Here is a 20,552-nt window from a genome sequence, read left to right on the forward strand (position 1 = left end):
ATATACGAAACATCATAGCATTGTTTTCAGAAATATTTTCAGAACAATTTTCAAACTTTTTCGACTCCGGATGGGCTTCTCGCTGTTTTGGGACCGTTTTCCAGGTTTGTTCTTTGCGTATCCCGCCGATTTCCCCCTGAGCTTTTATAGGAAAATGGGCCCCTACGACTCGCGAATAGTCGAATTTTAGCGAATTATGTCGGAAGTGTTACATAAAAAATCCATCATCGTTAGTTTGTCTGAAACGTGAACAAAACAAACCACCGCACGGCATCTAGGGATTTCTATGGAAAAAGAGGCTGTCCCGCCGTCGCTCTCGCGATTCTTGGGTCAGCCTCTCTACATGTATCTTTAGATCTTGAAGTAATGTCCTTCTTCGAGGTCCGAGATAAGCCCGGGGTGCGTCGGCCGCCAACCCAGGCGTTCCCGGGTCAGCGCGCTCGACGCCGGGTTGTCCGCCGAAGCGGCGAAGGCAAGCCACCCGAAATGAGCTTCCGCTTCTTCGGGGGCAATGCTGACCGCAGGCAGATTCAGGTGCCGCCCGATGACGGCTGCGATGTCCCGGAACGGCACGCCTTCGTCGCAGACTCCGTGATATCGGGCTCCCGCGCTCCCCTTCTCGAGCGCCAGCCGGAAGAGGCGCGCGGCATCCAGCCGGTGCACGGCCGGCCAGCGGTTGAGTCCGTCGCCGATATAGGCAGAGACGCCATTGTCGCGAGCCTTGCCGATCAAGCTCCATACGAAGCCATGATCGCCCAAGCCATGCACGGACGGCGCAAGACGGACGACCGATGCTCGCACCCCGCGCTCTACCAGCGCGAATGCCGCCTCCTCGGAGCGCCGCGGCGTAGCCTGGCTCGACGCGTCCTTTTCCGTCACGAGGGTTCCCGGCTTGAGCATTAAGGTTCCCGAAGTGACCACGAGTGGTTTCCCGGTGCCTTCTAGCGCCGACCCGATCGCGTCGATCGCCAGACTGTCGGTCTCGGCGGATGCCGCGAAATTCGAGAAATCGTGGTTAAACGCCAAATGAATGACGCCGTCCGCCGCGGAGGCGCCGCCGCGAAGGCTGTCGAGGTCTTCGAGAGAACCGCGATGAACGTCGGCTCCGGCCTCCTTCAATGCTGACGCTCCATTGTCCGAACGTGCCAGGCCAACAACTTCATGCCCGGCATCGATTAGCTCCCGTACGACGGCGGAACCGATAAAGCCCGTTGCTCCGGTTACAAATACGCGCATATATAATTCCTCCTTTTTTTCAAAAGCCTTGAACTTAAATCTGAGAGCCGCCTCCGTCCACCGGGAACTCGGCTCCGGTGGTGTAGGTAGCGTCGAAAGCAAGGAACGCGACGGCTTTGGCAACCTCGATAGGGGCGCCGAAACGCAGCATCGGGTTCTCTTGAGCCATCTGCGCCTTGGTCTGTTCGGCCGCTTCCTTCGGCATCGACCTGTCCAAAATGCCCGTGTCGATGGGGCCGGGGCTTACCGCGTTGACGCGAATTTTACGCGGCAGAAGCTCGCGGGCCAAACTGCGGGTCATGGAGCGCAGCGCTGCCTTGCTGGCCGCGTACGCGCTGATCATCGGAATGCCGAGCACGTTCGCGACAGAGGTGGTAAGAACCACGCCGCTTCCCTCTCTTAGCAGCGGGACGAGCTTCTGCACGGTGAAGTACGGACCCTTGGCGTTGATGGTTAGCAATTCGTCGTACACTTCCTCGGTCACTGCCTCAAAGGGGGCGAAGCGCGTGACGCCGGCATTCACGAACAGAGCGTCGATCGTGCCGAACTCCGCCTTCACCCGGTCGGCCAATGCCTCGATATCCGCGAGCGACGCGGCGTCGCTCACGACGGCGACCGCGTTGCCGCCGATTTGTTCAAGAGCCGCGTCCAGCGTGGCTTGGGTACGTCCGGTAATCAGAACGCGCGCTCCTTCTTCCGCCAACAGCTTCGCCGTCTCGAGCCCGAACCCGCTGCTTCCTCCCGTGATCACGACTTTTTTACCGGCGTATTTGCCGCTTCCTGATTGTTCCATTTGAACTCTGCCTCCTCTGGATATTCCTCAATCGGATAATGAAGTACAGGATCGATTATACAACTCGAAATTAATTAAGTAAACTATTTTTATTAATTTTGTTAAGTTATTAAAATAAATGAATTTCGTTTGTCGTGTCGGCGATTTTGGTATACTATCAGGAATGAGTGTCAGAGGAGGCTTCTATCGTGAGAAAACCCGTGAGCGCAGATCAATATATCAATAAAATCAAACCCGTTATCAGAAAAACCAGATTCAGCCAACTGAAAATAGACGATATCGCCAAATTTATGGATATTAGCAAAGTGACACTGTACAAGCATTTTTCGTCCAAAGACGAAATCATCGAGCAGGTCGTCGAGTATGAAGAGAAGTATTTGCAGCAGGCCGATACCGTTGTCAGCGACGATTCCCTCTCTTTCACCGAGCGCTTTCAGCATACGTTCCTGCAATCGTTGATTTGCGTGATTTATTTGTCCGATTTGTTCCTGCAAGACCTCAAGGAATTCTATCCGCAGCTTTTCGATAGGCTAGTCATCGCCCAACAAAACCGAAATAAAAATTTGCAAGCCTTTTTTGAAAGCGGGATGGATCGGAACATTTTTAACCGGTTGAACGCGGTGCTTTCTTTGGTTCAAGACGATGCCGTGCTGCGGCGCATCATGGAGCCGACCTTCAGCATTCAGTGGTACGATCTCACTTTGAAGCAAGCGATCATGGAATTTTACAAAATAAAAAAGTATCAATTGCTCAAACCCGAATATCTGGACGCGGTTGACGACTCCGATTTCGAGAATAAGGTCGTCCATATTTTGCAGACCATATCCTAGAAGAATAAAAAACCAGCATTTTCGGTCGAAACCCGAAAAAGCTGGTTTTTCGTCAAATAGATCCTTTTTGTTCAAAAAGCTTGGGGGCTCCACTTCATCGCGATGTAAGGCGAAGCCTCCGAAACCGCCTCGAATCCCAGCCGATCATACAACCGCATTGCCGGGTTTCCGTTCAACACATGCAATTCAACCGAACGGTTCGTTCCGTAGGCATGCCGCTGGCATCTGCGAATCAATTCCGTTCCGAACCCCCTGTTACGGAAACCGCTCAGCAATGAAATATCGACAATCGCGAGAACGAGATCCGTCGTACGGGTTAGGATTCGGCCGACTCTTTCCTTTTCATATTGGACCACTTCCTCCTTCGCCGAGGAGGCGTCCCCGAAGTAGGAACGTCTTTGAGCCTCGTATTGCATTCGCAGAAAAAGGTTGGATTGTTCTTTGGTCCACCCCCATGAAGAAAGCTCTTCGCTGCGGGTATCCGCATAGACCTCGAACAAAAACGGCTCATCTTCCGGTACGGCCAAACGAGTGGTCAGCATAACTTGTTTAAATCAGCCCCGATGTTTGCAGAAGCCTTTGAACCATGACGGCTACCTCTGCCCGGGTCACATCATCTTGCGGAGCGAGCTTCTGTCCGTCTTTGCCCGTTACGATTCCGGCTTGCAGCGCTTTCGCCGCATCCGCCCTCGCCCATGAGGATACCTGTGCCGCATCCGCAAACGAAAGCAGTATCTTGTCGGCTTCTTGCTGCTGCGGCGCCGTCAATTGGAGTCCGGTTATGCTTATCGCTTCGGCTAGAATCGCCATCGCTTGCTCGCGGGTAATGTTGTCCGTCGGATGGAATAAACCGTCATTGTAGCCTTCGATCAACCCGTAAGCGAAAGCGGTATTCACCGCCCCGGCGAACCAGTCCGAAGCTTTCACGTCGGCGAATGCCGAGGTTCCGCCTTCTTCCTTCAATCCCAATGCGCGTACGATAATGGCGGCAAATTCCGCGCGGGTTACCTTCTGATCGGGACTGAACATTCCATTGCCGGTACCTTCAACGACCATGCGCGAACCCATATCGTTAACGGCATCTTTGGCCCAATGGCGTGCGACGTCCGCAAACTCAACCGGGTGCCAAACGACGGAATACGTGCTATTCGTTAGGCTGTTGATTACCGCAACGTACTTTCCATCCCTCTGTTCGACTTTAGTCGGCACATGGCGAGCGGTTCCGTCCGGTTCGATCACGACACCGGTGGTGATACGGCTCGGATCGACGCCGTCAGGGATTGCGATCGTCCGCTCTACATATGCTTCAAATCGGTTGACGTCAACCGTTTGGCCGCCGTATGTCGCCGTAATCGTAAATTCAAGCGGCTGAACGATAATGCCGAAATTGCCTTGCACTGCCGAGTTCCGGAGGACTTCCGCCGTGTCTGCCGACGGCACGGCAATTTGGATATGGATCTTGATATCTTGCAGGCTTACCGCCTGTCCGATTTGTCCGGAAATCGAGTCGATGTTGATTAGCTGCGCGGGCAGCTTGTATGCGGCATTCGGAGTCTTGAGCTCGACTACCGCTTGTTTAAGCTCCATGTTCTTGATCATCTGGGCATTGAGCTCGGCGAACACCGCATCGGCACCGGTCATAATCGGAACGGTGACCAGCGCTCCGTTGCCTTCCGTTGCGAGTTTCTCGTCAAGCTTGGTTTGATCCACCGTAACCGTCGTCACGGTTTGGCCGTTGACCGTTGTCGTTGACGCTTTGCCCGCCTTTTCCACTACGCCATTGACCAGAACTTCAACATCCGAATCCGATGCTTCGGGCGCGTTCGTATCGGTGGCAGGCGGAGGCGTTCCATCGTTTCCGCCGGATGGCGCCCATGGCGTAACCGGCTGAGAAGCGGCCGATTCCGCGCTGTTGCCGCCGAGGCTCAACGCCTTCACCGTGAATGTATAAGCCGTACCGTTCGTCAACCCGTTAACGGTGATAGGACTTGCCGTCCCGGTTGCCGTAATGCCGCCCGGCATCGCCGTTACCACGTAACCCGTAATCACGTTTCCGCCATTGTCATTCGGAGCCGTGAACGTCACGATGGCTTGACCGTTACCTGCCGTAGCCACGACATTATTCGGGGCAGCCGGGGCCGTTGCCGGCGTTGCGCTCGCTTCATTGGAACCGGAGCTCAGTCCGCCGTTATTCCCCGCCTTAACGATAAAATAATATTTGGTGCCGTTCGTCAGGTTCGGTACGTTTGCTTCCGCATCCGTTACGGTCGCGATCGGTTCGCTGCCGTATCGGCCGGAAGCCGTCCCCATAAATATGTTGTAGAAGGAGGCTCCGTCAACGGGATGCCAAGTCAACGAGACTTGCCGATCTCCCCCGGTAGCTGTAAGGTTCTGCGGGCTAGCGGGTACTTCAGGCAGGTTCACCTTCTGGGTGATCGTAAACGTCTCGTCCGTCGTCAGGTGGTCCGCGGAGACGGTTACCGTCGCCACGTAGGTTCCGGCTGGCAGGTTATCTTTCGCCTTCACCTTGAAGGATGTTTCTTCTCCGCTGGTCAAGCTTGAATCCAGCGGTTGCGTCAGTTCGAAGGCGCTCGCTCCGCTGCCGCTCAGTTCAACCTTCAGGTTCATCAGATCCCCGGTGCCCGTGTTCTTCACCGTGATCTTCTTCGCTTCTTGCGTGCCTGATGCATATCCTGCCGTTAGCTCATTCGCCGTTACATCACCGATTGCTTCGATCGTGTACGTCGGCGACGTCGGCGCGGCGTTCACCACTTGAGTGATCGTAAACGTCTCTGCTTCCGCGAGGTTATTCGCGGAGACGGTTACCGTTGCCGTGTACGTTCCGGCTGGCAGGTTATCCTTCGCTTTTACAGCAAGGCTTGTGTCTTCACCGCTAGCCAAGCTCGAGTCCAGCGGCTGTGTCAGAACGAAGTTGCTCGCTCCGCTGCCACTTAGCGCAGCAGACAGGTTTGTCAGATCCCCGGTTCCGTTGTTCAGCACCGTGATCTTCTTTTTTTCCTGCGTGCCTGACGCATACCCTTCCGTCAACGTCGTTAATGTTACGTCATCGATCTCTTTGATCGTGTACGTCAGCGGTGTCGGCGCGGCGTTCACCACCTGCGTGATCGTGAACGTCTCGTCGGTCAGGTTATTCGCGGAGACGGTTACCGTCGCTGTATACGTTCCGGCTGCCAAGCCGTCAACTGCCTTGACCGTAAAGCTCGTGCCGGCTCCGCCGTTCAGCGTTGCAGTCGGCTGCGTCAGCTCGAACGCTTCCGCGTCGGCGCCGCTCAGCTCCGCCTTCAGGTTCGTCAGCGTTCCGGTGCCCGTGCTCTTTACCGTAATCGTCTTCGTTTCCTTCGCGCTAGATGCATAGCCTGCCACCAGCTCGCTTGCGGTTACGTCAGCGATCGTTTCGATCGCATACGTAGGCGCGGCGTTCACGACCTGGGTGACCGTAAACGTCTCGTCGGTCAGGTTATTCGCGGAGACGGTTACCGTCGCCGTATACGTTCCGGCGGCCAAGCCGTCAACCGCCTCGACCGTAAAGCTCGTGCTGGCTCCGCCGTTCAGCGTTGCAGTCGGCTGCGTCAGCTCGAACGCTTCCGCGTCGGCGCCGCTCAGCTCCGCCTTCAGGTTCGTCAGCGTTCCGGTGCCCGTGCTCTTCACCGTAATCGTCTTCGTTTGCTTATCGCCCGAGTCGTATCCTGCCGTCAACGGTGTCGCCGTTACGTCCTCGATCGCTTCTATCGCGTACGTCGGCGCGTCGTTCACCACTTGAGTGATCGTAAACGTCTCATCCGCCGTCAGGTTAGTCGCAGAGACGGTTACCGTCGCCACGTACGTTCCGGCTGCCAAGCCGTCAACCGCCTTGACCGTAAAGCTCGTGCTGGCTCCGCCGTTCAGCGTTGCAGTCGGCTGCGTCAGCTCGAACGCTTCCGCGTCGGCGCCGCTCAGATCCGCCTTCAGGTTCGTCAGCGTTCCGGTACCCGTGCTCTTCACCGTGATCGTCTTCGTTTGCTTATCTCCCGTGCTGTATCCTGCCGTCAACGGTGTCGCCGTTACGTCCTCGATCGCTTCGATCGCGTACGTCGGCGCGTCGTTCACCACCTGCGTGATCGTGAACGTTTCGCTCGTCAGGTTAGTTGCGGAGACCGTTACCGTCGCCACGTACGTTCCGGCGGCCAAGCCGTCAACCGCCTTGACCGTAAAGCTCGTGCTGGCTCCGCCGTTCAGCGTTGCAGTCGGCTGCGTCAGCTCGAACGCTTCCGCGTCGTCGCCGCTCAGCTCAGCCTTCAGGTTCGTCAGCGTTCCGGTGCCCGTGCTCTTCACCGTGATCGTCTTCGTTTGCTTATCTCCCGTGCTGTATCCTGCCGTCAACGGTGTCGCCGTTACGTCATCGATCGCTTCGATCGCGTACGTCGGCGCGTCGTTCACCACCTGCGTTATCGTGAACGTTTCGCTCGTCAGGTTAGTTGCGGAGACCGTTACCGTCGCCACGTACGTTCCGGCGGCCAAGCCGTCAACCGCCTTGACCGTAAAGCTCGTGCTGGCTCCGCCGTTCAGCGTTGCAGTCGGCTGCGTCAGCTCGAACGCTTCCGCGTCGGCGCCGCTCAGCTCCGCCTTCAGGTTCGTCAGCGTTCCGGTGCCCGTGCTCTTCACCGTAATCGTCTTCGTTTGCTTATCGCCCGCGTCGTATCCTGCCGTCAACGGTGTCGCCGTTACGTCATCGATCGCTTCGATCGTGTACGTCGGCGCGGCATTCACCTTCTGGGTGACCGTAAACGTCTCGTCGGTCAGGTTGTCCGCGGAGACCGTTACCGTCGCCGTATACGTTCCGGCTGCCAAGCCGTCAACCGCCTTGACCGTAAAGCTCGTGCTGGCTCCGCCGTTCAGCGTTGCAGTCGGCTGCGTCAGCTCGAACGCTTCCGCGTCGTCGCCGCTCAGATCCGCCTTCAGGTTCGTCAGCGTTCCGGTACCCGTGCTCTTCACCGTGATCGTCTTCGTTTGCTTATCTCCCGTGCTGTATCCTGCCGTCAACGGTGTCGCCGTTACGTCCTCGATCGCTTCGATCGCGTACGTCGGCGCGTCGTTCACCACCTGCGTGATCGTGAACGTTTCATCCGCCGTCAGGTTAGTCGCAGAGACGGTTACCGTCGCCACGTACGTTCCGGCGGCCAAGCCGTCAACCGCCTTGACCGTAAAGCTCGTGCTGGCTCCGCCGTTCAGCGTTGCAGTCGGCTGCGTCAGCTCGAACGCTTCCGCGTCGTCGCCGCTCAGCTCAGCCTTCAGGTTCGTCAGATCCCCGGTGCCCGTATTCTTCACCGTGATCGTTTTCGTTTCCTGCGCGCCTGATGCATACCCTGCCATCAGCTCGCCCAACGTAACGTCAGCAATAGCTTCTATGCTGTACGACAATTCGGGTTCCGGAGGGGTATAACCTGTTGAGTTTTCATTTTCCGAAAGGGTCACCGCGTCAGGGCCGGCAATGCTAAAAGAAATAGAACCGGTCACATTCGCCTGAAAACTGGTTGTTACTAACGTGTACGTCACGCCGGCTTCAAGCAACACGCTAGTTAACGTTGACCTGAAATTATTATTTGCATGGTAAGTATCATAAAGTTGATAATTTACGACATCGTCGTTTCCGACCATAAGTTGGCTAAGAGATTGTTCGGGATCAAACGAAGAATATAAGAATAGTGCCGTGTCGTCCGCCGCATCGACGTCCTGCCCGGAGCTGTTCTTATATCCCCAACCCGATGCCGCGGGACTAAGATTTGCACCGTTAACCAAGAAGGTATACTCACCCGAGACTTTCGGCGTAACGTCCACAGCAAAATAATTGTAACTCCCTTGCATATCTTCGGCATTGGGGCTCGAAGTGTCAAACCCGAAAGAGCTCCCCGAAGCCTGTACGGAAGAATCGTCAACCCAAGCATCTACAGAATAAAACGCAGGAGCGTAGAAATTTTGATCGGCCGTCAAGCTGGCATTAAAATTAGTTACGACTTCGCTTGGATCCGCAGCTGCTCTCCCGTAAGGCAACAAACTTGTCGCTATCAAAGCAAATATCGTGATTAAGGATAAAAGACGTTTTTTATAAACTTTGCCGTTAAAGGAACCGCTCCGCACAACAGCCTACCTCCATGTAAATCAGTTTCTTGAAGCCTTCACTGACTAATCGTATTCGAAAAAAAATTACGACTTAGGCGGAAATATCCCTTCCAAAGCAATAATAAAATTAAGCTCAAGGAACGGCTGCATGTTGTTATGCGCTTGAGACCCGCCCGTCGATCCGATCGCCAGCGGGTTCATCGGAACGGAGCCGACATTCGAATAGGCTTTCGGCGACGCTTTGCCTACCTTTTGCGTCGTTGCCCAAATCGCACCGACCGGGCTCGTCTCGTTTGCCGCGGAATGGGTTCCCGGCAAGTGGTTATGAACCGGCATTTGATCCAAGGTCAAGTTTACCGTGGTTTCCCCGCCTACCACGCCTAAAGATCGGGATGTCAATCCCGGCCCTTGCCCCCAATGCATCGGAGCGCGGCCGCGCAAATCGGGGAGCTGGAACGTATCTCTTCCATCGCCGCCATACATATTGCCAATGACGGTGAATAACGCTTGATTCTCAATGGTCTTCAAAACCTGTCCGAAACAAAACGCCCAACCCTGAGGCGCAAATGGCCCTGCAAACAAACGAATTTCGCCCAGATACGGATCCATGAATAACGAACCTCCTTATGTCTGCTTAATACGGTTGAGGCGGATAAATGCCTTGAGTCGCTATGCAATAATTCAAAACCGTATATGGCTGCATGTTCGAATGCGCCGCTCCGCCTCCGGACGTCCTCAAAGCATTGGGAGACATCGTCTGATTCTTCGCCGCATTGTAGGATACGAGGTCGGATGTTCCCCAGAAGGCTCCCGACGGATCGGAGGTCGTGGCATTGCTTCCCGCCGTGGCCTCATGTTGATGAGAAGGCATTTCGTTTATGGTGAGCGCATGGCCTTCTTCCCCGCCGGAAGCGGCAACCTTAGCGTTAGGGTTGCTCGCGCAAATCGGCACGCGTCCCTGCAAATTAGGAAGAGCGAACGTTTTCACGCCATCTCCTCCGAATCGGGTACCAAGGAGCGAATACAAGGCCGAATTTTCCGTTATTTGCAGCACTTGCCCATTGCATGCCATCCATCCGGCGGGTACGATGCCGAATCCAAAAGAACGAATTTCTCCGACAAAAGGTTCTGCCATTTCTATTCCTCCTTATGTGCCTGACGGATTTCAACCATACGATGGAAAAATGCCTTTAAGCGCAATAATAAACGTCACTGGAAAAAACGGCATCATGTTGTTATGCGCGGCATTCCCTCCGACGTACGAGACGGCCAAGCCGCTCATAGAACCGTTTGGAGCCTCATTCGAGTATTCTTTAATCGTACTGGTCGCCCAATAGTTGTTTGCAGGAGATGCGGAGCTTCCCGCCAGCGCTTGAGCATGGACCGAATGCGTATGCGCGGGCAGTTGCCCCTCGTTCAGCGTAACCTGTTCCGTTCCCCCCGTCCGCCCAAGCGGATAGACGGTACCCGAATCTGCCTTTCCTTCGTGCAGAGGCACCCTTCCTCGTAAATCGGGCAAAGCGAAATTCGTTTTTCCATCCCCGCCGTATTGAGTTCCAATCAAGGTAAACAAGGCATCATTGCCATTAATCGGAAGGAGCTGTCCGTTGCAAAACGCCCAATCTTGAGGCGCGTAAGCGCCGGAGAACATGCGGATTTCCCCAAGATACTGATCGCTCATTATTAAATCTCCTTTCGAAAAATGATAGAGATGAGTCTGCGGTTCGATGACCAAAGCACCATTTATGATACTGCCCATGGCTTAACAATCTCTGAAAGATACCCACTTTTATCCACCAGTTCAAGGCCTCGCAGGAAAAATTCCGCCTAAAGAAATAATGAATGGAATGGCTACATAAGGCTGCCTATTATTGTGCGGTTCTCCCCCGCCACTGGGTTGAATCGACTGTGCGTTCATAGGTACCCGCTCCGTCATCGGGCGGACAGCAGACCCGCCGTCTCCTTCCTTCGCAGTTGCAGCCGCTGCCCAGACGGCGCCTTGCGGATTCGCCGTGTTCGACGACGTTTGGGCATTTGGCGCGTGGGTGTGTTCCGGAATTTGCTCCTCTGTCAGCGCGATGGCTGGTTCTCCGCCGGTCACGCCAATAATGCGAGGAGTCAACCCCTCTCCGGCTCCCCAGTTCATGGGCGCGTATCCTCTTAGATCGGGAAGCTTAAACGTTGTTTGACCATCGCCGCCGTATGTCACGTAGATAACGCTGGCTAATGCCATGTAATCCCGGATATTCATGCTCTGTCCGTCGCAGAACGCCCAGCCGTATGGCGCAAACGTTCCCGCGAAAAGACGAATTTCGCCGACGAATGGGTCATCGCTGAACCCGCCTTCCGCCTGGGGATAAATTCCTCTCTCGCATACGCAGTAGTTCAGAGAGAGATAAGGCTGCATATTCGAGTGTGCTTGATTTCCTCCGGCAACGGCCAAAGCATGTCTCGACATCGTCGTATTGCTCTCGGAACGATAAGAAACCGAGCTCGAAAATCCCCATGCCGCCTCATCCGGAAGGACGGTCGCCGTATCGGTTCCCGCAAAAAGCCGATGCGCATGTCCGGGCATTTCGGCAATGGTAAGCGCATGTTCCTCCGAGCCTCCTGCGGAACCGGGAGCGATCGACGGACTTGGACAAAGAGGAACTCGGCCTTGCAGATCGGGCAAAGCAAAGGTCTTGATCCCGTCGCCTCCGAATTGAGTACCGAGAATCGTAAACAAAGCGTAATGGGTTTGGACATCGAGTTGCTGACCGTTGCAGGGCAGCCATCCGGCCGGAACGGCGCCGTGTGCAAAAACGCGAATTTCTCCAACATAAGGATCGGGCAACTTGCTTCCTCCTCAAGGGTTGATGGTTTTATCTATGCCATTCTCCCGGCAGCGGGCGTTCGCCCCGAAGCGCGATAATAAACGTTAACGGAAAAAACGGCATGACATTGTCATGCGGCTGGTTTCCTCCTGCGGAGGAAATCGCCGAAGCATTCAAACAGGCATTGGGCGCTTCAACCGAGAATCCGTTAACGGTCCCGGCTGCCAAGAAGCGATCGGCGGAACCGTCCGTCATTCCCTGCGCCGAATTTGCGCGTACCGTATGCGTATGCACGGGTAATTGGGACGTCATCAGCTTCACTTGCTCGGACCCGCCTTTCTGCCCGAGCGCATAGGGCGTGCCGGAGGATGACATGCCGTAATGAATCGGCAAGCGCCCGCGGAGATCTGGCAGCGCGAACGTCCTTTTTCCATCGCCTCCATAAAGAGTTCCAATCCGTTCGAACAACTCCCTATATTCGTAAACAAGCAGTTCCTGCCCCATGCAAACCGCCCATCCCGGCGGAGCGTAATTGCCGGAGAACATGCGAATTTCGCCAACATACGGATCGCTCATGGTGTAATCTCCTTTCAAAATGGATAGAGAAACTGCTTTGTGATGGACAAGCACCAATTATGATACTGCCTGCGGCTTAACAACCTCTGAAAAACCCCCAGTTAATACCGATTTATAGAAAAAGCGAGTTTCTTCGCCTCCCGGAGAGGGTGCCTTGCCAACACAAAAGGCGACCCCGCCGGGGCCGCCTCTGCCTCGTTCCTTATGTCGATAAAGCGCTCTTACCTCGCCATCCCCAAAGCCCGCGCGAGAGCGGCTTCGGTCGGCTCCTTGCCGAAATACTCGAGCCCTACATAGCCCTGATATCCGGCTTCCTTAATGGCGGCGAAAACGTACGGATAGTTGATCTCCCCGTTGTGAAGCTCGCCTCTGCCGGGATGGCCGGCCGCATGGAAGTGCCCGATCCCTTCCAGGTTCGCTCGGATCGTCCGCACCAGATCGCCCTCCGTTATCTGCTGGTGATAAATATCGTAGAGGATCTTGACGTTCGGACTGCCGACCTCGCGGACGACCCGGAATGCCTCCTCCGAGGACGACAAATAATAGCCGGGATGATCGACCGCCGTGTTGAGCGGCTCGACGAGCAGCGTAACGCCCGCTTCCTCCAGCAAGGGAACGCACTCCTTCAGCCCGTCGATCATATGCTGACGTTGAAGCTCGCGCGAGACGCCTTCGCGGTCATTGCCGGTTTGGGTGATGAGACGCGAACAATCCAAGCTCCTGGCAGCCTCGATCGATTGCTTGAGCCCTTCCAGGTACTCGCCGCGCTTCTCCGGGTCGATCAAGCTGACGAAACGCGTGCAGAACGTCGTTATCGTCACGTCATGAGCCTTCGCCGCCTCGCGGATCGCGTTCAGGTCCTTGTCCCACCAGGACCAGAATTCGATTGCCTCGAAGCCGGCTTGCCGCGCCGAGCGAATCGCTTCCGAGGTCGGAACCCCGCGATAAACCGCATCCGTGCAGATGGATAATTTCAACCGCTTGTACCCCCTTGGCCAAGGATGGAATAGATGCCTTCCGAGAACGTTGTTTCCGCTTCCATTGTACCCTTTGCCGAAGGCGGTTGGGAAGACGGCCGATTTCAGGGCGTTCCTCCGCTTGACACTACCCTGTATTTGGCGTACTTTTGTTTTATATCGACATGACAGTAGGTCAAAAATAAACTCCGAAGGAGGACTCCCTCATGTCGCCCCGAACGAAGGAGCAGAACGACGTTATCCGCGAACAGCGCTTCCGCCAGATCCGATCCGCGGCCGCCGACGTTTACCTGACGAGAGGAACCGCCTTCGAGATCCGAGACGTGGCGCTGCGGGCGGGAATCGGCTACGGTACCGTCTACCACTATTACAACAATAAATTCACGATGCTGAGCGACCTGCTCTGGGGAGCCTTCGAGACCGCCCGCGAGCTGACCGAGAACCGTCTGCGAACGGAAGCTCCTTCCTGGGACGTCCTCGAGCGATTCGGCGCGGACCTTCTCAAGCTGTGGGCGGAGGAGCCGGCAACCTTTATCCTGTACAAAATGGCATCCGAGAAGTTCCATCAACTGCCCGCAAGCGCGATCGGGGAGCTGCCGAGACGCTTCCGGTCGGAGCTGTTCGAACCGATTGCGGAGGCTGTCTCGGGTGTCATCGAGCCACGCTCGGCCGAAGAGACCGCGAGCCTGCTCGTCGGCTCGCTGGTCGGATGCGCGGGCTTATGGCTGTACCATAACCATCCCGCGCTGGATGCGGACCGCACGTCCCGCCTGCTCCTGACCGGAATCAAACAGACTGCGCAAGCACGAGAGGAGAGCTGATCCTTGCTTACTTTAAAATCGCCAAGCGAGATTGAACAAATGAAGCCGGCGGGCGCGATCGTCGCCGCCTGCCATCGCGAGATCGCGAAGATGATCCGCCCGGGCGTCTCGACCTGGGATATCGAGGAGCTCGTCGACGATATGCTTCACCGCGCGGGCGCCCGCGCCTACACGAAGGGCTACAAAGGCTACAAATACGCCACCTGCGCCTCCGTCAACGACGTGATCGCCCATGGTTTTCCGAACAAGACCCCATTGAAGGACGGAGATCTGGTCAAGATCGACATCGTCTCCCAGCTCGACGGCTGGATCGGGGATTCGGCGTGGAGCTACGGAGTCGGGGAAATGTCCGAGGAAGCGGAGAAGCTGATGCGCGTCACGAAGGAGTGCCTCTACATCGGAATCGAGCACGCCGTTATCGGCAACCGGATCGGCGACGCGATGCATCCGCTGCAGAAGCATGCCGAAGCGCACGGCTACTCCATGGTGCGCGAGCTCGCCGCCCACGGCGTCGGCCGGGAGCTGCACGAGGAGCCGAGCTTCATCCACGTCGGCAACCCGGGCAAGGGCTTCCGCTTCAAGGAAGGCATGGTCCTGACGATCGAGCCTATGGTCAACGCCGGAACGTGGCGCATGAAGATCGACGCGGACGGCTGGACCGCCCGCACGATGGACGGCCGCCTGTCCGCCCAGTACGAGCACACGATCGCCATCATGAAAGACGGTCCGGTTATTTTAACGGCACAGGACTGAACGGATAGAGTTCGTTGAGGGGAGCCTCTCCATGAACTTGATTTTCCATGCTTATTTTCGGGATTTTCGCATTTAAGCGAATTGAACATGAAATTTCATGTTCATTCAGCCCATTTTAGATTATGGAACAGAATAAGCATGATTTTTCATGCTTATCCCTTCAAATTTAGCGAAACAACGGAACTGAACATGATTTTTCACCTATAATCGAACGTCGGCACCGGGACACCCTCCCCAGTGCCGACGTTATGTTTATCGTGCCGCCACGCGAATCGCGTTGCCGGTCGGGTCCTTCACGCAAAGCTCCCCGCCGTCAAGCTGGTACGGGTAATCGGCCGCCTTCAGCCGGCCTTCGATCTCGTCAAACGCCGAACGGTCCGGCACGACGAGCTCGTAATCCTTGAGGCCGACCGCCCCATCCGGCGCGAGCTTCGCGCCGACGCCAGCCCACGTATTGAGGCCGATATGGTGATGGTACCCGCCGGCGGAAATGAAGAGCGCGGAATCTCCGAACTTCGTCACCAAGTCGAAGCCAAGCAGGCCGCAGTAGAAGCGCTCGGTGTCGGGGAGCCCCGACACATGCAGATGGATATGCCCCATCGTCGTCCCCGCAGGCAGTCCCTCCCACGGCTCGTTGTCCGCGAGAAGCAGCAGGCTCTCCACGTCTACCGGGTCCGTGCCCATTTTTACCTGTCCAAGCTCGTCGTATTCCCATTGCTCTCTCGGCCGGTCCGCGTAAATCTCGATGCCGTTGCCGTCCGGATCGTTCAAGTAGAACGCTTCGCTCACCCAGTGGTCGCCTTGCCCGAGCGGAACGCCGTTCTCGGCGAGATGCCGAACGGTTACCCCCAGCGACTTGCGGTCCGGCACGAGGATGGCGAAGTGGTACAGGCCGGCATGCCTGCGCGTAAGCGGCACCGGATTCGGAACTTCCTCGAGAAGCAGCAGCGGGCGATCGCCATCCGCCGACAGCTCGGCCGTGTCGCCCTGCTCCCGAACGAAGTTGAATCCGATGATCTGTTGATAATAACGGATCGAACGCTCCAGGTTGCTTACCTTCAGGCGCACGAGACCGATTTGCGTATCGGGATGGATGCTTTTCGGCATCGGAATGCCCTCCTTGCCTAACTAAAATCTCCGCTCGATAAATTCCCAACTTACCTACCCGGCGATATTTAGTTACTTTTTGTAAGTATCATACTCCCGAAACGGCCGTCTCGTCAACGTTATACGCTATTCTCTCCTCTCGGAGCGTTCTCAACCCGGACCGGCGACATCCCATATTAAAGACAGCGCGAGCAGCGCTCCCATGCTGGTTCCGCTCCAGACGGCCCAGTTTCCGCGCGCCGAACCCTTAGCTGCGGTTGCCCGACGCAGAGCCCGCTTTCTGTCCGCCAGGAGAGACCTTGCATACATAGCGGCTCCAACGACGATGAGCAGCAGCTCTACGACGATGCTGGCCGCCGGCCATTGCCAGAGGCCTAAACCGAGCAGCGGAAGATCTCCCGCATTGCCGGGCAGCAGCGGAAGATCCTCGCGATGGACGACAAGATCCAGCACCCAATGGCTCATCGTCACCGCCGCGACGATCGCTCCGGACTTGCGCCCCCAGCGTCTCCCCGCCAACCATCCGACCAGCAGAGCCAGAACCAGCGCGCCGACCAACGAGTGCGTATAATCGGCATGAATGAGGCTGCTTCCGTAGCCCTCCGCTCCTTCAACCGTCTCTATCGTCTCCTTGCCGGTCAGCAGAAACGGAACGAACGCGACATCGAGCAATTGCGTACTCAGCATAAGAGCCCATAACGGGACTTGCGGCGCGCGGGACTTAACAGCCGCCGCCAGCGCGAAATGACCTGCGAACATGGCCGTTCACCTCCTCCCCCGGCTAGAATTCGTACGGCGGGCCCGGGCATCCAGCCACCCGCAGCCAAGCGTGAAAAGCAGCATGAACACGATAAAGCTCATGGAGATTCCCCTTCCTTAAATCGTTCCTTCATTCGATTTTCGGATCGTTTTGACGCCGGCAATAAACGTCTCGACCATAAGTCGAAACGTTTCGTCCAGATCGAGCGGGATGCCGAAGCCTCCTTGGCTCTCCAAGGACGCGAAGCCATGCAGGAAGCTGCGGACGGCGCGAACGGCATGAATGGCCGCGTCGCCTTGCAAGCCATAGGCGCCGATCGTCTCGACGGCGCGTTCGACGACGACGGCCATCTCTCGCTTCAGCTCCTCGTCATCCGGCTCCGGAGCCCGTTGAATGGCCGCGTACAAGCCCGGATGCTCGCGCGAGAACGACAGGTAGGCTCGGCAGAAAGCCATCAGCTTCTCATCGCCGGAGAGATTCGCGACCTCGCCGTCGATTTTGGCCAGAAGAAGCTCCAAGCCCTTGAAAGCGAGCTGGCGTCGCAGCTCCGGAAGGCCGTTCACGTGGTTGTAGAGGGACGGGGAACGAATGTTCAGCTTGCTCGCCAGCGAAGCAAGCGTGACGGCTTCCAGTCCTTGCCGGTCCGCCATCTCCGTTGCCGCGTCTAGAAGAGTGGGAAGATCAAGTCCGATTCTGGGTGACATGGGAATCATGGCTCCTTTGGGATTGTAGATTGCGCTTCGCCGTCTCGATGGCGCGGGAGATTGCTTCTTGAGGATTCGCGAGCATGCTGCCGTGACCCACCGCAAGAAGCGAAGGCTTCAGCTGCTGCAGCTTGAGAGCGCTCGCCAGGCTCGCTTCCTTGCTCCAAGTGGCCATGGCCGGGAACGGGAACAACGGCCGCGTCTGGCCCGAAACCGCGATACCGCCTCTCAGTTGAAAAGCGTCCCCTACGATCAAGGCGAGATTGCGGGTGTCGAGGAACGACATCGAGCCTGGCGTGTGGCCGGGGGTCGAGATCGCTTGGAGCGAACCGATCCGGTCCCCTTCGCGAAGAAGAACGTCCGGCTTCGTCCGGATGCTTCCGGGCTTCGGAATCGATCCCTTGATCGGTCCGGCTTCGCCGGCGTCCAAGGTCTTGTCGCCCGCGAGCAGCCGAGCGTCCCGCGCCGAGATGTATACCTTCGCGTCCGGAAGGGCGGCCTTCAGGCCATCGAGCGCGCCGATATGGTCGCCGTGGGCGTGCGTCAGCACGATTCTCGCGATCGGCTTGCCGATTGTCTCGGCTGCCTTCATGATGCCCTTGACGCTGAACGGCATAGCCGCGTCGATCAGGGTCAGGCCGTCTTCTTCCTCCACGAAGTACGCATTCACCGGAAAAAGACGAGGCAGGAACGCCAATTGATAAACCGACTGCTCACGGGTAATCTTCATTTTCGGACCGCTCCTTTGGATTAACTAATTGGATTAGTTTTATAATAACTAATGGAATTAGTTTTGACAAGGGGTTATTTGCCGAATCCGATTAAAAACCCTTCCGCTTCCGCGCCATCGCACCCCGACAGCCTGACTTTCTCGGATCCGAAGGCTTCCGCCCAGCCGATATCCTCGCATACATACTTTTTCTGGCCCTTGTTCATGCCGGCGTAGGCGTCCCGGGTATCGTCGATCGTCACATGGAGCTTGCCGTCTTGCTGGTCGGAGATGAGGTCATAGATGACTTTGCCGCCTTCGAACGAGCTGATGACGGCGAGCACGTAATCGAACTTCCCTTCATCGGCTCTTTCGATAAACTGATTCATGCGCTGGCGATCCTGCTTGTCGAAGTGGATCAGCACGTTGGAATCCATCTCTTGGCTGTGGTCGTTAGCCTTTGAGCAACCCCCTAGCAGGATGACCATTGCGCACAGAGCGGCTATCGCGGATTTCGCCCGGAATCGAATCGGCATTCTAAGTCCCCCTATAATGGAATCGGCATGCTTGTCTTCCTATAAACGCGAGGATTGGTTAAAAGTTCCCGGAGCGACGTTGAGCTTCCGAGCCCGATCCGATACGATAGGAGGAACAAGATTCGGGCCTCGGTTTATCGCAATCGCGCCCGGAAGGAGGCATCGCTTATGCGCATCGTCGTGCTGGACGGATACGCGCTGAATCCCGGCGATCTTAGCTGGGAAGGGCTGCGGGAGCTGGGCGAGGTCGTCGTGTACGACCGGACTCCCGCGGATCTCATCGTGGAGAGAAGCCAAGGAGCCTCCGCGCTCCTGACGAACAAAACGCCGCTGCGGGCGGACGCGCTCGCGCAGCTGTCAGAGCTCGCCTATATCGGGGTGCTGGCGACCGGCTACGACATCGTCGATATCGCCGCCGCGGCGAATCGCGGGGTGACAGTATCCAACGTTCCGTCTTATGGGACGGAATCGGTCGCGCAATTCGTTTTCGCGCTGCTGCTGGAGCTGTGTCACCAAGTCGGCGCTCATAGCGAGTCCGCTCGCGAAGGGGACTGGGCGGACAGTCCCGACTTCTGTTACTGGCGTTCCCCTCTCACCGAGCTGGCAGGCAAAACGCTCGGCATCGTCGGAATGGGCCGCATCGGCGAGAGCGTGGCGCGGATCGCGGCCGCCTTCGGCATGCGGGTCGTCGCCTCGGGACGGCCGGGCTCGGCGGCCGCTTCGCCGGGCGCCGCCGCTCCGCACGTTCCCCGCGTTCCGCTGGACACGCTGCTTCGCGAATCGGACGTCGTCAGCCTGCATTGCCCGCTGACTCCGCAAACCGAGCGGCTCATCAACCGCGACACGCTCGCGTTGATGAAACCCGGCGCGCTGCTCGTCAACACCGCGCGCGGCAAGCTGATCGCGGAGGCGGACCTCGCCGCCGTTCTAAACGAAGGGCGCCTTGCGGGCGCCGCCGTCGACGTTCTGTCGTCGGAGCCTCCGGCAGCGGACAACCCGCTGCTGTCCGCCCGCAACTGCATCGTGACTCCGCACATCGCCTGGGCTTCGTCGGAAGCCCGCAGACGGCTGCTGGACGTCGCCGTCTCCAACCTGCGAAGCTTCATCGGCGGATCTCCGGCGAACGTCGTGTCCGGATGAAGCGAAGGCGATAGGGAACCTTCTCCCTATCGCCTTCTTAGCCATTTATATGATTTGCAATGCATCCTTCACGACGAACTTTACGCAAGGAAGGCGCTCCGACGTCACCGTGTCGCCAGCTGCGAATACGTTCATTAGCTCGTAAGGCTCTCCGGGAGCCGCGGAGACGTATTGCTCGATCGTCTGGTGCTCGTAATCCGCGATCCAATACTCCGGCACGCCGAACTTCGCGTACGACTTCCGCTTCATGACCCGGTCCCGCTTGGCGCTGTTCGCGGAGAGCAGCTCCACGACCAGATCCGGGGGACCGTAGATGCCGTTGCGGCGAACGATTTCCGAGCGGCTGCGATGAACCATCAGCAGATCGGGCTGACGGGTCTCGCGTTCGGATAGGATCACGTCGATCGGCGACAGGATCATGATGTATTGGGATTCGCAGGTGTCCGATAATACGTGGTCCAATTGCCGGATGACCCGTTGGTGATCCGTCGTCGGAGAAGGCTTCAGCTCCAGAATGCCGTCGACGATCTCGTATTGGTTGCCGTCTTCCGGCAGCTCGAAGTAATCGTCGACCGTCCACCCCGACTCTTTGATCAGGGGCGGAAGCTTCCGCTTGATCTCGTATTCCATGGGATCCCCCTCCGGCTTAGGATTCTCCCATTATATCACATATCTAG

Annotated in this window: 20 protein-coding genes; 4 read left to right on the forward strand and 16 right to left on the reverse strand. The window is 57.0% G+C overall.

Annotated features, from left to right (window positions below):
- Window positions 1–351: 351 nt before the first annotated feature.
- Together H7B67_RS11575 and H7B67_RS11580 are read right to left on the reverse strand one after the other, a co-directional pair.
- The gene (locus H7B67_RS11575) at window positions 352–1,236 is read right to left on the reverse strand and encodes an SDR family oxidoreductase (protein ID WP_185119988.1); all 885 of its coding nucleotides are present in this window, start codon (window positions 1,234–1,236) and stop codon (window positions 352–354) included.
- A 34-nt stretch (window positions 1,237–1,270) separates the two neighbouring features.
- Complete coding sequence (locus H7B67_RS11580; RefSeq protein ID WP_185119989.1) at window positions 1,271–2,029, reverse strand: SDR family oxidoreductase; 759 nt, start codon at window positions 2,027–2,029, stop codon at window positions 1,271–1,273.
- Window positions 2,030–2,217: 188 nt separating this feature from the next.
- Here H7B67_RS11580 and H7B67_RS11585 point away from each other — a divergent pair, with 188 nt between their 5' ends.
- Entirely contained in the window at window positions 2,218–2,859 is a 642-nt protein-coding gene (locus H7B67_RS11585) for a TetR family transcriptional regulator (RefSeq protein WP_185119990.1), read from the forward strand.
- A 71-nt stretch (window positions 2,860–2,930) separates the two neighbouring features.
- On the opposite strand, the gene H7B67_RS11590 is transcribed toward H7B67_RS11585, so the two are convergent.
- From H7B67_RS11590 to H7B67_RS11625, 8 genes are all read right to left on the reverse strand, one after another.
- A complete protein-coding gene (locus H7B67_RS11590; RefSeq protein ID WP_185119991.1) occupies window positions 2,931–3,359 on the reverse strand; it encodes a GNAT family N-acetyltransferase in 429 nt (142 codons plus the stop codon).
- Between the two features lie 49 nt (window positions 3,360–3,408).
- Window positions 3,409–8,721, reverse strand: coding sequence for a choice-of-anchor D domain-containing protein (locus H7B67_RS11595; RefSeq protein WP_343069208.1), 5,313 nt, complete (start codon window positions 8,719–8,721; stop codon window positions 3,409–3,411).
- Window positions 8,722–9,060: 339 nt separating this feature from the next.
- Window positions 9,061–9,585, reverse strand: a complete 525-nt coding sequence (locus H7B67_RS11600) for a phage tail protein (protein ID WP_185119993.1) — start codon at window positions 9,583–9,585, stop codon at window positions 9,061–9,063.
- Window positions 9,586–9,610: 25 nt separating this feature from the next.
- Window positions 9,611–10,111 carry a phage tail protein gene (locus H7B67_RS11605; protein WP_185119994.1) on the reverse strand — a complete coding sequence of 167 codons (501 nt, stop codon included), beginning with the start codon at window positions 10,109–10,111 and terminating at the stop codon, window positions 9,611–9,613.
- Between the two features lie 30 nt (window positions 10,112–10,141).
- On the reverse strand, window positions 10,142–10,657 hold the full coding sequence (locus tag H7B67_RS11610; protein ID WP_185119995.1) for a phage tail protein: 516 nt from the start codon (window positions 10,655–10,657) through the stop codon (window positions 10,142–10,144).
- A 120-nt stretch (window positions 10,658–10,777) separates the two neighbouring features.
- On the reverse strand, window positions 10,778–11,812 hold the full coding sequence (locus tag H7B67_RS30860; RefSeq protein ID WP_245364137.1) for a phage tail protein: 1,035 nt from the start codon (window positions 11,810–11,812) through the stop codon (window positions 10,778–10,780).
- A 28-nt stretch (window positions 11,813–11,840) separates the two neighbouring features.
- Window positions 11,841–12,422, reverse strand: coding sequence for a phage tail protein (locus H7B67_RS11620; protein ID WP_342592654.1), 582 nt, complete (start codon window positions 12,420–12,422; stop codon window positions 11,841–11,843).
- A gap of 167 nt (window positions 12,423–12,589) precedes the next feature.
- On the reverse strand, window positions 12,590–13,345 hold the full coding sequence (locus H7B67_RS11625; RefSeq protein ID WP_185119996.1) for a hydroxypyruvate isomerase family protein: 756 nt from the start codon (window positions 13,343–13,345) through the stop codon (window positions 12,590–12,592).
- Window positions 13,346–13,551: 206 nt separating this feature from the next.
- Between H7B67_RS11625 and H7B67_RS11630 the strand changes: the two genes are divergently transcribed.
- Both H7B67_RS11630 and map read left to right on the forward strand, forming a co-directional pair.
- Window positions 13,552–14,166: a TetR/AcrR family transcriptional regulator gene (locus tag H7B67_RS11630; RefSeq protein ID WP_185119997.1), complete on the forward strand. Its 615-nt coding sequence runs from the start codon at window positions 13,552–13,554 to the stop codon at window positions 14,164–14,166.
- Window positions 14,167–14,169: 3 nt separating this feature from the next.
- Entirely contained in the window at window positions 14,170–14,919 is a 750-nt protein-coding gene (map, locus tag H7B67_RS11635) for a type I methionyl aminopeptidase (RefSeq protein ID WP_185119998.1), read from the forward strand.
- Window positions 14,920–15,171: 252 nt separating this feature from the next.
- Here the strand turns inward: map and H7B67_RS11640 are convergent, their stop codons facing one another.
- From H7B67_RS11640 to H7B67_RS11660, 5 genes are all read right to left on the reverse strand, one after another.
- Window positions 15,172–16,026, reverse strand: coding sequence for a VOC family protein (locus H7B67_RS11640; protein ID WP_185119999.1), 855 nt, complete (start codon window positions 16,024–16,026; stop codon window positions 15,172–15,174).
- A gap of 150 nt (window positions 16,027–16,176) precedes the next feature.
- Complete coding sequence (locus tag H7B67_RS11645) at window positions 16,177–16,785, reverse strand: permease (RefSeq protein WP_185120000.1); 609 nt, start codon at window positions 16,783–16,785, stop codon at window positions 16,177–16,179.
- A 117-nt stretch (window positions 16,786–16,902) separates the two neighbouring features.
- The gene (locus tag H7B67_RS11650; RefSeq protein ID WP_185120001.1) at window positions 16,903–17,490 is read right to left on the reverse strand and encodes a TetR-like C-terminal domain-containing protein; all 588 of its coding nucleotides are present in this window, start codon (window positions 17,488–17,490) and stop codon (window positions 16,903–16,905) included.
- Window positions 17,468–18,220, reverse strand: a complete 753-nt coding sequence (locus H7B67_RS11655; RefSeq protein WP_185120002.1) for an MBL fold metallo-hydrolase — start codon at window positions 18,218–18,220, stop codon at window positions 17,468–17,470. Before H7B67_RS11655 ends, H7B67_RS11650 begins: the two co-directional genes overlap by 23 nt.
- A 74-nt stretch (window positions 18,221–18,294) precedes the next feature.
- On the reverse strand, window positions 18,295–18,735 hold the full coding sequence (locus tag H7B67_RS11660) for a DUF4362 domain-containing protein (RefSeq protein WP_185120003.1): 441 nt from the start codon (window positions 18,733–18,735) through the stop codon (window positions 18,295–18,297).
- 168 nt (window positions 18,736–18,903) lie between these two features.
- Here H7B67_RS11660 and H7B67_RS11665 point away from each other — a divergent pair, with 168 nt between their 5' ends.
- Window positions 18,904–19,875: a D-2-hydroxyacid dehydrogenase gene (locus H7B67_RS11665; RefSeq protein WP_185120004.1), complete on the forward strand. Its 972-nt coding sequence runs from the start codon at window positions 18,904–18,906 to the stop codon at window positions 19,873–19,875.
- A 45-nt stretch (window positions 19,876–19,920) separates the two neighbouring features.
- On the opposite strand, the gene H7B67_RS11670 is transcribed toward H7B67_RS11665, so the two are convergent.
- Complete coding sequence (locus H7B67_RS11670; protein WP_185120005.1) at window positions 19,921–20,505, reverse strand: Uma2 family endonuclease; 585 nt, start codon at window positions 20,503–20,505, stop codon at window positions 19,921–19,923.
- Window positions 20,506–20,552: the final 47 nt, after the last annotated feature.

This window comes from Cohnella thailandensis, assembly GCF_014212135.1.
Classification (GTDB): Bacteria; Bacillota; Bacilli; order Paenibacillales; family Paenibacillaceae; genus Cohnella; species Cohnella thailandensis.